We start from the raw sequence: 13,050 nt of genomic DNA on the forward strand, positions 1-13,050 counted from the left end.
GTTAGACGTGCCAGTGGATTCACAAATCACCATCAAGGTCGACGGCGAGACGACTACGGTGGCCACAGGCACCACCGGTGCGGAGCTGTTCTTTGAACGCCGCGACGTTGTTGTCATGCGCATGGACGGCACCTTGAAGGACCTCTCCGCCGTACTGGCCGAGGGCGCCTCCGTGGAGTCAGTCACCATTGATTCCCCCGACGGACTGGACGTGCTGCGCCACTCCACCGCGCACGTCATGGCCCAGGCCGTGCAGCAGCTGCGCCCCGATGCCAAGCTCGGCATTGGCCCTTACATCACCGACGGCTTTTACTTCGACTTTGATGTGGCCGAGCCCTTCACGCCGGAAGATCTGAAGACGCTTGAGAAGATGATGCTCAAGATCGTCAACCAAAACCAGAAGTTCGCACGCCGGGTGGTCTCCGAGGATGAAGCCCGCGTGGCCATGGCCAATGAGCCGTACAAGCTGGAACTGCTCGGCAAGGCTTCCGACGCCGATGCCGCTGGTGAAGGTGTCAACGTAGAAGTCGGTGCCGGGGACATCACCATTTACTCCAACATTGACCGCAAGAGCGGCGAAGAGGTGTGGTGTGATCTGTGCCGCGGCCCGCACCTGCAAAACACGAAGTTGATCTCCAACGCCTTCGCACTGACGCGCACCTCCGCCGCCTACTGGCTGGGCAACCAGAACAACCAGCAGCTCCAGCGCATTTACGGAACGGCCTGGCCCACCAAGGAAGCCCTCAAGGCCTACCAGGAACGCATTGCCGAGGCCGAGCGCCGCGACCACCGCAAGCTCGGTGTGGAGCTTGATTTGTTCTCCTTCCCCGATGAGTTGGGCTCGGGCCTGCCCGTGTTCCACCCCAAGGGCGGGATCATCCGCAAGGAGATGGAAGACTACTCGCGCAAGCGCCATGTTGAAGCCGGGTATGACTTCGTCTACACCCCTCACATCACCAAGGGCCACTTGTACGAGGTTTCCGGACACCTTGACTGGTACAAGGACGGCATGTTCCCGGCCATGCATGTGGATGCTGAACTCAATGAGGACGGCACGGTGCGCAAGCCCGGCCAGGACTACTACCTCAAGCCCATGAACTGCCCCATGCACAACTTGATCTTCCGCTCCCGCGGGCGCTCCTACCGTGAGCTGCCGCTGCGCCTGTTCGAATTCGGTTCGGTGTACCGCTACGAAAAGTCCGGTGTGGTGCACGGGCTGACCCGTGTGCGTGGCATGACACAGGACGACGCCCACATCTACTGCACCAAGGAGCAGATGAAAGATGAGCTCACCGAAACCCTAAACTTTGTGCTCTCACTGCTCAAGGACTATGGGCTAGATGACTTCTACCTGGAACTCTCCACAAAGAACCCGGAAAAGTTTGTTGGTGACGATGCTATCTGGGAAGAAGCCACCAACACCCTGGCCGAGGTTGCTGCGGCCTCCGGGCTGGAACTAGTAGCCGATCCCGGTGGGGCCGCGTTCTACGGTCCCAAAATTTCGGTCCAGGCCAAGGATGCGCTGGGCCGCACCTGGCAGATGTCCACTATTCAGCTGGACTTCAACCTGCCGGAGCGTTTCGAGCTGGAATACCAGGCTGCCGATGGCACCCGCCAGCGCCCCGTCATGATCCACCGCGCCCTGTTCGGGTCTGTGGAACGCTTCATGGGCGTGCTGACCGAGCACTACGCCGGCGCTTTCCCGGCTTGGCTTTCCCCGGTGCAAGTTGTTGCCATCCCTGTGGCTGAGGCGTTCAATGACTACATGTTTGACGTGGTCGCGCAGCTTAAAGCGGCCGGCATCCGTGCCGAGGTGGACATCTCCAGCGATCGCTTCCCCAAGAAAATCCGTACGGCCAGCAAGGATAAGGTACCGTTTGTGCTGATCGCTGGCGGGGACGACGCTGACGCAAACGCTGTGTCCTTCCGTTTCCGCGACGGCAGCCAGGACAACGGCGTACCTGTTCAAGAAGCAGTGCGCCGCATTGTTGAGGCTGTTCGGAACCGCACGGCGTGAGCAGCCTTGGTGGGGAGTCCGATCCCGTTGCAATAGATGATTTCGAACTCCCAGGGGTTCCGGACGCCTTCCAACGGCTGTGGACGCCCCACCGGCTGGCCTATGTCAAGGGCGGGCAGGAGCAGGTTACAGGCAAGCACAACTGCCCGTTCTGCGAGGCTCCAGGGCGCAGTGATGAAGAGTCCCTCATTGTCCACCGCGGCAAGCTGGTGTTTGTGGTGCTGAACCTCTACCCGTACAACCCGGGGCATCTACTGGTCTGCCCTTACCGGCACGTGCCGGACTACACGGACCTAACGGTGGAGGAAAGCGCAGAATTTGCTGCGCTGACACAACAAGCCATGCGGGTTCTGAGGCACGTGGCCAACCCTTCCGGATTCAACCTGGGCATGAACCAGGGAGTCACCGGAGGTGCCGGCATAGCGGCCCATCTGCACCAGCACGTGGTGCCTCGGTGGGGTGGTGATGGCAATTTCATGCCCATTATCGCCGGAACCAAGGCCATCACTCAAACTCTAGGCGATGTCCGCCAACAGGTTGCTGAGGCCTGGAACAACGCTGAACAGGGGAAGTGATGCTAAACAAGTACGCGCGTGCTCTTTTTGCCGCCATCTTCACCCCGGTCGCAACACTTCTGGTGCGGCTGAAGGTTTCACCCGATGCCGTCACCATCATCGGCACCTTAGGCGTTGCCGGCGGCGCCCTGATCGGGTACCCGCTGGGGGAACTGTTCTGGGGCACCGTGGTCATTACAGTGTTTGTCTTCTCTGACATTGTGGACGGGCTCATGGCCAGGATGCTGGGCCGCTCGGGCAAATGGGGTGCCTTTTTGGACTCCACCCTTGACCGGGTGGGAGACGGAGCAGTGTTTGCCGGTATTGTCATCTGGTTTTACACAGGTGGCAACAACCACTTCATTGCCGCGATGGCGCTGACGTGCCTGGTGCTGGGCTCCATTGTCTCCTACGCCAAGGCACGCGCCGAAGGTCTGGGCATGACCGCTAATGTTGGCATTGCTGAACGCTCCGACAGGCTCGTGGTGGTGCTCGTGGCGACCGGGCTGGTAGGGCTGGGAATACCCGAAGCCGTGCTCGCCGTGGTGCTTGTCCTGTTGGCCATTGCCAGCCTGGTGACCGTGTTCCAGAGGATTGGGACGGTGCGTCGCCAAGCGTTGGCGGGCAGCAACGCAGAGGGACAGTAACACTAGTTTTTATCCCCTCTGGGGCTCGGAATAGAATGATCGCACCCGTGAAACATGTCACGTTTGACGGGTGCGAGAAAATTTTCCGTTCCTTCCCAGAGGGGTTTTTTGTGTCTACACCCGAGGTAACACCCGTGACCGGCAGCAGCCGGGTAAAGCGCGGCATGGCCGACATGCTCAAGGGCGGCGTCATTATGGACGTGGTCAACGTTGAGCAGGCAAAGATCGCCGAAGATGCCGGCGCCGTGGCCGTCATGGCCCTGGAACGCGTCCCGGCAGATATTCGTGCCCAGGGCGGGGTCTCCCGCGCCAGTGATCCGGACATGATTGATGCCATCATTGCCGCAGTGTCCATCCCCGTCATGGCCAAGGCCCGCATTGGCCACTTCGTGGAGGCCCAGGTACTGGAGTCCCTCGGAGTGGACTTTGTGGATGAATCCGAGGTCCTGACCCCAGCCGACTACGAGCACCACATCGACAAATGGAACTTCGAGGTTCCTTTTGTCTGCGGAGCCACCAACTTAGGTGAAGCACTGCGGCGCATCAACGAGGGTGCGGCCATGATCCGCTCCAAGGGTGAGGCCGGCACCGGAGATGTCTCCAACGCCACGGGCCACATGCGCAAAATCCGCACCCAGATCGCCCAGCTGGCTGCCTTGCCTGCCGACGAACTGTACGTGGCGGCGAAGGAACTCCAAGCCCCGTATGAACTCGTCAAGGAAGTTGCCGCCTCCGGCAAACTCCCCGTAGTTCTGTTCACCGCTGGCGGCATCGCCACCCCGGCCGACGCCGCCATGATGATGCAGCTCGGTGCTGATGGCGTGTTCGTCGGTTCCGGCATCTTCAAGTCCGGCAACCCGGCTCAGCGTGCCGCCGCCGTGGTCAAGGCCACCACGTTCTATGACGATCCGTCCGTGATCGCCAACGTCTCCCGCGGCCTGGGTGAGGCCATGGTGGGCATCAATGTGGCCGACCTCCCCGAGCCCCACCGCCTCTCTGAGCGCGGCTGGTAACAGCCAGTTGCTTTGACGCGGAGGCTGGCGGCGCCGGGGGACGAAAGTTCCCCGGCGCCGCTGCCTTAAATACCGCCGCTGCCTTAAATACCGCCGCTGCCTTAATGACCGCCGCTGCCCCACTAACCCCCAACGCTCGGTTAGATCCGGGCCTTTTTTCCAGAACGCTACCGCACCTGACCGGAGGATAACACCCATGACCAGGCACTTCACCGGCTTGATCGCCTATCCCATCACGCCCTTGACGCACGACGACGAACCCGACATGGGTGCCTTGGCGCACCTCGTGCACAATGCCGCGCGGGCAGGCGTTTCCGGCATTACCGTGCTTGCCACGTCAGGCGCGGGAGTGACGTTCGACCGGGACGAGCGGAAGTCGGTGGTAGAGGCAGCAGTTCAGGCCGCCGAGGGTGCTGCCATGGCTGGGGATGCGCCTATTCCTGTCTACGCTGCCGTCAGTGCCGCCTCCACCCGTCAGGTGCGCAAGTTTTCCCAGGATGCTGAGCGGGCGGGAGCTGCCGGCCTGCTAGTGGCGCCCTTCTCCTACCACCCTCTTTCTGATGGGGAAGTGCGGACGCTGTTTGCCGAAGTTGCCGACGCGACGGAGCTGCCACTGTGCTTTTACAACAAGCCCGTCCAGACCCAATACGACCTCACACCGGCAACCCTGACATATTTGGCCAACACGGCCCGTGTCGTGGCCGTGAAGGAAACCATGCGCCGCGAGCACATCGTGTCCCGGGTCAGTGTGCTTCGGGACGCCGCCGGTCCGGACTTTTCCCTCGGGCTCAGCTCGGATGTGCAACTGCTCGCTGACAGGCCCGACGTCGATGCCTGGCACACGGGCTTGGCTGCGCTCATGCCAGCTGATTATGCGCAGGTGTGGAGCCGGAGCCGAAATGGGCATGAGCAGGGGAGCGGCCTAGCCCGGTTACAGGCCGTGGCTTTGGCGCTCTCCGGAGTGCGACATTCGGTGGGGGCCCTGCATGCGCTGGCGGGGGAGTTGGGAGTGGCAACAGCGAATCCCCGGGGCCCGTTTGGGCTGCCAGGCAGCGCGGATGTGCAGCTGCTGCAGGCCGCACTTAGCTAGCCTGAAATTCACCAACTACTGCGATATCGAACCGAAAAATGGCGCCATTGGTGGGATAGCGTCATGAAGGCGGGAGATGCAGCCACCAGGTTTGGCCCTTGCCGATGAGTTCGAACCCGTACTTGCGGTAGAGGCGTTGACCATCAGGGGTGGCGTTGAGCAGCAGATGTTCAGCACCTGCGTTGAAGGCAGCCTCCGAGAGCGTATTCAACAGGGCCGTGCCCAGCCCGGTGCGGCGCTGCTCCGGTGCCACGATCATGTCAAAGATGCCCGCCAGATGCTTTGCGCCCTGATCCGGTGGCAGATACGCGTAGGAGCGCCCGGCCCAATCATCACCGCTGCGGGCCGTGGCCAGCCACACCTGATGTTCCACAAGGGCCGTCAGACTCACCCGCGGATCGGCTTCCTCGCTGGAGCTGGCAACAGTCTCCACGTCCAGCGCACGGGTCATCCACCATGGCTGCCAGCCGCGCTCAAAACGGTACTGCGGCAGAATGCCTTCACGCATGGCGGCATTCATCCAAATACCCACACTGGCGGCACCACGGCGTTCGGCCTCGGCCAGGGCCGGCGCCAAGCCCGCCTCGGTGATCTCGGAAGGGAACAGGCACAGCATTTCCCGGGTCTCGGGCAGCCACACCCAGTCCATGCGGTGCGTGGAAAACGCCCGTCCACCGGTGGCTTCGGCTAGTGCACGGAACCATGCGTGCTGTGTACGTTGACAATCTGCAAGTGTCACCATGTGCTTAGACCAACCCCCGTCGGGCAAGTAAAGGAGCGGTATCGGCAGCACGGCCAGCAAAGTCGGCGAAGGCGAGCAAAGGGTCAACAGAGAATCCACGGCTCAACACGGTGCTGCGGAAATGCTCACCGTTGGTACGCGTCAGCCCGCCGTTGGACTTGAACCAGGCCACAGTGTCGGCGTCGAGCACCTCGGACCAAAGATAGGAGTAGTAGCCGGCCGCATAACCGCCAGCAAAGATGTGGTTGAAGTAGCCGGTCCGGTAGCGCGGCGGGACGGCGGGAATATCCACACCCGCTGCGGCAAGGGCCGCGGCTTCGAAGGCCAATGGATCTGCTACGGGGGCACCGGGGGCGAGCTCGTGCCACGCCAGATCCAACAAGGTGGCGCCCAAGTATTCGGTGGTGGCAAAACCCTGACCCCACAAGGCTGCGGCCTGAAGCTTCTCCGCCGTACCAACGGGTAGTGGTTCGCCCGTTCGGTGATGCTTGGCGTAGTTCGCCAGCACCTCTGGCCAGAGAATCCACATCTCATTGACCTGTGAGGGATACTCCACAAAGTCCCGCGGAACATTGGTCCCGGAAAACTTCGGGTAGCTGACAGCGGAGAACAAGCCGTGCAGGGCATGGCCGAACTCGTGGAAGCAGGTCACCACTTCATCGAAGGTCAACAGCGTAGGTTCACCGGCCGGGGGCTGGGGAATGTTGAGGTTGTTAACCACCACGGCATGAGTGTTCTCAAGGAAAGACTGCTCTACGAAGGAGTTCATCCAGGCCCCTCCACGTTTGGTTGCCCGGGTATAGAAATCGCCCAGGAAGAGACCCAGCACGGAGCCATCAGCATTGCTGACTTCCCAAATACGAACGTCAGGGTGGTAGCCGATGAGATCACTTCGGCGCCTAAAAGTAATTCCGTAGAGCTGGGTGGCCGCATAAAAGACGCCGTTTTCCAGCACCGAGTCAAGTTCAAACCAAGGGCGCAGTGCGGCCTGATCCACACCGTACTCATCGCGGCGGATCTGCTCGGAGTAAAAAGCCCAGTCCCAAGCCTCGATGAAGTGCCCGGCCGTGGCAGCCAGCTTCTCTGCCTCCAAACGGGCATTGCGTACAGCCGCTGCCGTAATAGGGGCCAGCATGCAGTGCACGGCGGCCAACGACGGTGCCGTCTGCGGTTCAATGGAACGCTCAGCTTCGCAAGAGAAGCCAAGCAGCGCAGCCTTTTCGGCCCGCAGCGAAGCCATAGTGGCGGCCAAACCCAAAACGGCCGCATCGCCACCGCCACCACTGCCACGGCCCACCGAGGCCAGATGCAGCTTCTGTCGGGTCTGCCGGTTAGTCAACACCTCCAGGGCCGGCTGGGCCGTGGGCAAGATCAGCGTCAGCAAATATCCCTCCGCATGACCGGCAGCCCGGGCCGCGGCAGCAGCCGTTGCCACGTCATCAGCACTGAGCCCATCGAGTTCGGCCACATCCTGAATGTGCAGGGCAGCCTGGTTCCCGGCCTGCATGACGAGTTGGGAAAACTTGGTACTGAGGGAGGAAAGCTGAGCATTGAGTTCCCGCAAGCGCTCCCGTGACTCCTCTGGAAGCGCCACACCTGCCCGCGTGAAGGCCTTGCGGTACTCAGCCAGTAAGCGCAGCGATTCAGCATCCAAGCCCTCAGCAGGCACCGCGAGCATCCGCTCATACAAGGCACCGTTCAGCAATACCGTATCCTCATGCTCGGCGAGCCGGGGGGCAACCATAGCCTCCAATGCCTGAATCTCCGCGGTCCCATGGGAGCTGGCAATGTTGAAAAACACGTTCGCCACGCGCGTCAGGATCGCACCGCTACGCTCCATGGCCAGCACGGTGTTCTCAAAAGTTGCCGCGGCCGGGTCGGAGGTAATGGAGGCGATCTGAGCCAACTGTTCGCTAAAGCCAGCCTCGAACCCGGGCAGGTAATGCACCACGTCAATGGCGGCGAAGTCTGGCAGCTGACAATCGAGCCTGCTGGCCATCAAAAACGGGTTGGGTGAGTTTTCCTCGGTCATGCCTTAACTCTTTCATGGATTAACCCAAGGACGACGGCGAAACGAGAGTTTCGCCGTCGTCCCTGGGAGGGTGCCGCTAAAGGATGCGGTGGCTTACTTCTGGGTGAACACGAGGGACATGGGAGTGGTCTCGGTGGTCTGGCCCTGCGGGTTGTCACGGAAGATGTCTTCCAAGACGGCCTTTGTTAACTGTGTGTCATGGCCCAGTGCCACAACACCGAGATCATTGGCGTCCATGATGGCGGTACCGGCAAACGTTGCCGCGAATTCGGCCGGAACCGAGGCACGCACCAAAGCGCTCAGGCGGGCGGCCACGCCGTCGGGGTCAATCGGAGCGTACTTGACCGAGTGAGTAGAGGTACCCACCTGATAGCCGGCCGCGCCGTCGATCGCGTTGATGTTATTGCCAACAACTTCGTAGAACACGCCCGACTTGCCCTGCAACTTGCCGATGACCGAGCGCGCCGAGGCGTACATGATCTTGGGCAGACCAACCTCATCAATGGCCAGCTGCATGGACCAGGGACTGGCCAAGCCAATACCGCCGGGGTTGCGGGTCACGAACTTGGAGAAAATACGTGCCGCGTTAGAGACCTTGATATCCCACACGGGGATGGAGCGGCCCTGCGTCATGGCCACAATCTTTTCCGAGACAAACAAGTACCACGGCGTATCCGCGGTAGCCTCACCATGGTCCCCGCCAGCCGTGGGCAGCCCGTCAAAGTAACGCTTGACGTACTTCATGACCGCCGGGTCAAAGTCGGTTTCCTTGTAGAAAACCTCAGTGCGCAGCGGGTAACGGCGGAAGGTGCCGGCGCCGTTGGGGACGGTGATCTCCAGCTGCTTGTCCGCGTTGGGAATGTAATCGCTCTTGCCCTCAATGCCGGCTTTGATCTCGGGCTCGTCAAAGAACTCACGCAGCCACAGCTCGGTGTTGATCAGGCGCCAGAACACCATGGTGGAACCGCCACTCTTACCACTGAGGAGTTCCTCAAACGCATAAATGACGGCATCCTGGTTCCAGTAGGGGCGGTTACCGAAGGAGGTGGAGAGGAAGATCTCGTAGATCTTTTCCTTCATGTGCCCAAACCACTCCGCCTCCGGGGTGGTGAAGCCAATCTTATTGCGGCGGTTGCTGATCATTTCCGGCAGCAGCTCCCGGGTGGCGTCACGCAAAATGCGCTTGTTCCAGCCGCCCTTGATGATGGATTCGTCATCAAGGCTGAACAGGAACTTCACCACTTCCTTGTCCAGGAACGGCACACGGCCCTCCAAGGAGAAGCGCATGGTGTTCTTGTCCTCGTAGCGCAGCACAGCTGGCAAGGACTTGTGGAACAGGTCGTCAATGAGGCGCAGCTTCAAGTTATCCGGGATGTTGGAGAACTTCTCGGCCTTGTACTTGGCCGTGAACTTCTTGTTCAACAGCGCAGAAACGCCGACTTCCTTCTTGAAGCTGAGCATGCCCTGAATCCGGAACCGGGCCAGCCGGAACAAGATATCTGAGCTGGAAGCCAGTTCCTTGGCCAACTTCGCGTTCTGACCCTTCCTCTTCAACTGGCGCAGGTACGCGAAGTAGTAAGGGATATAGCCGGCCATCATCTCATCGGCACCCTGGCCATCGAGCAGCACCGTGACATGCTTGGAGGCCTCGCGCATCACCTGGTACTGGGCGTAAGGGCCCGAGGAGATAATGGGCTCCTCCATGGTGCGCACAAAATCTTCCAGATCATCCACAAATTCACCCGGTTTGGGAAGAATCTTGTGGCTGATGACATTGCCCTCACAACGGGCCAGCACGGCGTCCGCGTACTTTTCCTCGTCGTTGATGGAGTTGGGGAAAATGGCTGAGAATGTTTGCTGCTTGGCTCCGAGGGAGTCCGTGGCAGCCGCGTTTTCCGCCATCAGCTTGTTGATGGTGACCACGACGGCGGACGAGTCTAGTCCGCCGGACAGGGCAGTGCCCACAGGTACTTCAGACTGAAGACGCAGGCGCACACCTTCGGTGAAGCGTTCCTTGTATTCGTCAATGACCGCCTGGGAGTACGGGGTCTCAATCTTGGCCAGTTCGGCCAGCTCTTCCTGGAAGCGCGTGTACTTGCTGATGGTGGCGGTTCCGGCCGGTCCGGCCTCGGAATCCACAGTGTTGAGCACCAGCTTCTCGCCAGGCATGAGCTTCTGCACGCCGGCGAAGAAGGTGCTGGATTCGTCGTCGTGAATCCGGAACTGCAGGTAGCGGAACAGGATCCGCTCATCCACTTCTGCAGCGATCTTGCCGGTGGCCAGCAGAGGCTTGATCTCGGAGCCGAACAGCAAGGTGGGCGCCTGGGGGGTACCGGCGGTGGCGAAGTACAACGGCTTGATGCCGAAGTGATCGCGCGCCAGAACCAGGCGGTTGTTGCGGCGGTCGTGGATGGCAAAGCCGAACATGCCGTTGAACTTATCAAAGGCATCATCGCCCCACTGCTCGTAGGCTTGGAGGACCACTTCGGTGTCCGAGTTGGTGGTGAAACTCCGGCCCAGGGCCTCCAGCTCGGCACGCAGGGCCAAGTAGTTGTAGACCTCGCCGTTGTAGACCAGCACCGTTTCACCGTCGGCGCTGAACATTGGCTCCTGGCCGTGGGCCACATCAATGATGGAGAGGCGACGGTGTGCCAGCCCTACGTTGCCTTGCGTATAAATGCCCTCGCCGTCGGGGCCTCGGTGCACCATGCACGCATTCATCTGCTGCAATAGGGATTCGTCTTCCCCATAACCGTAGTAACCGGCAATTCCGCACATACTTACTTACCTCATCTTTAGTACGTCAGTCCTGCCGACAATGCTACTTGCTTGCGGCACGCTCGCGGCCCACCGCGCTCGGCGAGTAACGGAAGTTATCTGTGTGAGATAGCGCCCACTTATGATGTAAGTGTGAATTATAACTCCGCAATCACGCCCGGTAAGGGCCTCAAGATCGGTGTCCTGGCGCTCCAAGGTGACGTGCGTGAACATCTCAAGGCGTTGGCGGACTGTGGTGCCACTGCCGTCTCGGTGCGCCGCCCAAGTGAGCTGGCCGCCGTGGACGGTCTCATTATTCCCGGCGGCGAGTCAACCACCATGGACAAACTAAGCCGGATTTTTGGGCTGCGGGAGCCTTTGCGAGAACGCATCCAGGCTGGTCTGCCCGTCTATGGCAGCTGCGCCGGGATGATCCTCCTGGCCAATGAAATTGCGGATCCGGCCACCGATTTAGCCGGGAACCCGCAGCAAACCCTTGGCGGCCTGGATGTCACGGTGCGGCGCAATGCGTTCGGCCGTCAAGTGGACTCCTTCGAAACGGAGCTCGACTTCACGGCTTTGGCACCGGCAGGGCAGGCCGAAACGCCGATGCATGCGGTGTTCATCCGGGCGCCCTGGGTGGAGCGGGTGGGGGCCGGTGTGCAGGTGCTTGCGAGCGTAAAACTGCCAGAAGCCGGGCAAAACGATAGGATTGATTTTGAAGTTCGTGCTGTCGCCGTTCGTTCGCGGCATTTGCTGGCTACCTCCTTCCATCCGGAAGTGACAGGGGAGCGCCGCATCCATGAACTGTTTATTCGAATGATTAGAGGAGAAGCGTAACTATGTCAGGCCACTCCAAATGGGCAACAACCAAGCACAAGAAGGCCATTCTTGATAGCCGCCGCGCTAAATCGTTTGCCAAGCTCATCAAGAACATTGAAGTTGCTGCACGTGGCGGTGGGCCGGACCTCGCCGGTAACCCTGGCTTGGAATTGGCTGTCACCAAGGCCAAGAAGACTTCGGTACCTGCAGATAACATTGATCGCGCCATCAAGCGCGGAGCGGGCCTGCTCGGTGACGCCGTTGACTACCAGACCATCATGTATGAAGGGTACGGCCCGCAGGGCACGGCCATTTTGATCGAATGTCTCACAGATAACAAGAACCGGGCAGCCTCCGAGGTTCGCCTGGCCGTTGGCCGTAACGGCGGGAACATGGGGGACCCCGGCTCGGTGGCCTACATGTTCACCCGCAAGGGCATTGTGGGCTTGCCGAAGAACGGGCTCACCGAAGATGACCTGCTCATGGCCGTGCTGGAAGCCGGCGCCGAAGAGGTTAAAGATGAGGGCGAAAGCTTTGAAATCATCTCCGACCCCCAGGACCTGCCCGCCATCCGTGCCGCGTTGACCGAGGCCGGCATTGAGTACGAGAGCGATGAGGCAGGTTTTGTCCCATCCATGCAGGTTGAGCTCGACGTTGAGAATGCCCGCAAGTTCATGAAGCTCTACGACGCGCTCGAAGACCTTGATGACGTCCAGAACATTTACTCCAATGCAGACATGAGCGCGGACGTTCTTGCGGCTCTCGAGGAGGACTAGGACCTGCGTGTCCTAGGAGTGGATCCGGGCTTGACCCGGTGCGGGCTCGGCGTTGTTGACGTCGCTGCCAGCCGCCAAGCCACCCTTGTAGGCGTGGGGGTGGTGGGCAGCTCGCATGAATTAAGCCTGGAAGCCCGGCTGCTGGTCATTGCGGAAGCGGTGGACCAGTGGCTGGACGCGTTTAAACCCGATGTCTTGGCCATTGAACGGGTCTTCGCCCAAACCAACCTCAGCACCGTGATGGGCGTGGCCCAAGTGTCAGGGGTTGTCATGGTTGCGGCCGCCCGGCGAGGAATCCCCGTAGCCATGCACACGCCGTCGGAGGTTAAAGCTGCGGTGACGGGCAATGGCCGCGCTGACAAGGCGCACGTCACCGCTATGGTCACCCGGCTGCTGCGCCTGGACCAGCCGCCGCGCCCGGCTGATGCCGCGGATGCCCTGGCGTTGGCGATTGCCCATGCGTGGCGCAGCGGTGCCTCTTTTGCCAGTGGCAGCCAAAGTACGACGGCGGCCCAGCAGCTTTGGCGTGAAGCCGAACGGAAATCGAAGGTCACCAAGAACAAGGAAGCGCCGGGGGCAACCTGGCACTAGTTGCTAGTA

General features: G+C 60.7%; 11 protein-coding genes. 8 read left to right on the top strand and 3 right to left on the bottom strand.

Features of this window, described 5'->3' with window-relative positions:
- The first annotated feature begins 7 nt into the window (after window positions 1-7).
- The 5 genes from thrS (at window position 8) to ABIB48_RS12145 (ending at window position 5,321) form a co-directional block, all read left to right on the top strand.
- Window positions 8-2,017 carry a threonine--tRNA ligase gene (thrS, locus tag ABIB48_RS12125; RefSeq protein ID WP_315913671.1) on the top strand — a complete coding sequence of 670 codons (2,010 nt, stop codon included), beginning with the start codon at window positions 8-10 and terminating at the stop codon, window positions 2,015-2,017.
- Complete coding sequence (locus tag ABIB48_RS12130) at window positions 2,014-2,592, top strand: HIT family protein (protein ID WP_110106383.1); 579 nt, start codon at window positions 2,014-2,016, stop codon at window positions 2,590-2,592. The genes thrS and ABIB48_RS12130 overlap by 4 nt, the downstream gene beginning before the upstream one ends.
- Window positions 2,592-3,218, top strand: a complete 627-nt coding sequence (gene pgsA / locus ABIB48_RS12135; RefSeq protein WP_315913814.1) for a phosphatidylinositol phosphate synthase — start codon at window positions 2,592-2,594, stop codon at window positions 3,216-3,218. The genes ABIB48_RS12130 and pgsA overlap by 1 nt, the downstream gene beginning before the upstream one ends.
- Window positions 3,219-3,328: 110 nt before the next feature.
- Window positions 3,329-4,231, top strand: a complete 903-nt coding sequence (gene pdxS, locus ABIB48_RS12140; RefSeq protein ID WP_354213110.1) for a pyridoxal 5'-phosphate synthase lyase subunit PdxS — start codon at window positions 3,329-3,331, stop codon at window positions 4,229-4,231.
- Window positions 4,232-4,427: 196 nt separating this feature from the next.
- Window positions 4,428-5,321, top strand: a complete 894-nt coding sequence (locus tag ABIB48_RS12145) for a dihydrodipicolinate synthase family protein (RefSeq protein WP_354213111.1) — start codon at window positions 4,428-4,430, stop codon at window positions 5,319-5,321.
- A gap of 61 nt (window positions 5,322-5,382) precedes the next feature.
- Here ABIB48_RS12145 and ABIB48_RS12150 read toward each other — a convergent pair whose 3' ends face one another.
- The 3 genes from ABIB48_RS12150 to asnB form a co-directional block, all read right to left on the bottom strand.
- Window positions 5,383-6,063 carry a GNAT family N-acetyltransferase gene (locus tag ABIB48_RS12150; protein WP_110106386.1) on the bottom strand — a complete coding sequence of 227 codons (681 nt, stop codon included), beginning with the start codon at window positions 6,061-6,063 and terminating at the stop codon, window positions 5,383-5,385.
- Between the two features lie 4 nt (window positions 6,064-6,067).
- Window positions 6,068-8,095 (bottom strand): M3 family metallopeptidase, encoded by a 2,028-nt coding sequence (locus ABIB48_RS12155; RefSeq protein ID WP_354213114.1) that lies wholly within the window; start codon window positions 8,093-8,095, stop codon window positions 6,068-6,070.
- Between the two features lie 93 nt (window positions 8,096-8,188).
- Window positions 8,189-10,873, bottom strand: coding sequence for an asparagine synthase (glutamine-hydrolyzing) (gene asnB / locus ABIB48_RS12160; RefSeq protein WP_354213116.1), 2,685 nt, complete (start codon window positions 10,871-10,873; stop codon window positions 8,189-8,191).
- Window positions 10,874-11,005: 132 nt separating this feature from the next.
- On the opposite strand from asnB, the gene pdxT reads away from it, so the two are divergent.
- Genes pdxT through ruvC form a run of 3 tightly spaced genes read left to right on the top strand, consistent with a single transcriptional unit; the run spans window position 11,006 to window position 13,041 of the window.
- Complete coding sequence (pdxT, locus tag ABIB48_RS12165) at window positions 11,006-11,692, top strand: pyridoxal 5'-phosphate synthase glutaminase subunit PdxT (protein WP_502914132.1); 687 nt, start codon at window positions 11,006-11,008, stop codon at window positions 11,690-11,692.
- 2 nt (window positions 11,693-11,694) lie between these two features.
- Window positions 11,695-12,450: a YebC/PmpR family DNA-binding transcriptional regulator gene (locus tag ABIB48_RS12170; RefSeq protein WP_110106389.1), complete on the top strand. Its 756-nt coding sequence runs from the start codon at window positions 11,695-11,697 to the stop codon at window positions 12,448-12,450.
- Between the two features lie 3 nt (window positions 12,451-12,453).
- Window positions 12,454-13,041 carry a crossover junction endodeoxyribonuclease RuvC gene (ruvC, locus tag ABIB48_RS12175; RefSeq protein WP_354213147.1) on the top strand — a complete coding sequence of 196 codons (588 nt, stop codon included), beginning with the start codon at window positions 12,454-12,456 and terminating at the stop codon, window positions 13,039-13,041.
- The last annotated feature ends 9 nt before the right edge of the window (window positions 13,042-13,050 follow it).

The organism is Arthrobacter sp. UYCu511 (assembly GCF_040547105.1).
In the GTDB taxonomy this organism is placed as follows: Bacteria; Actinomycetota; Actinomycetes; order Actinomycetales; family Micrococcaceae; genus Specibacter; species Specibacter psychrochitiniphilus.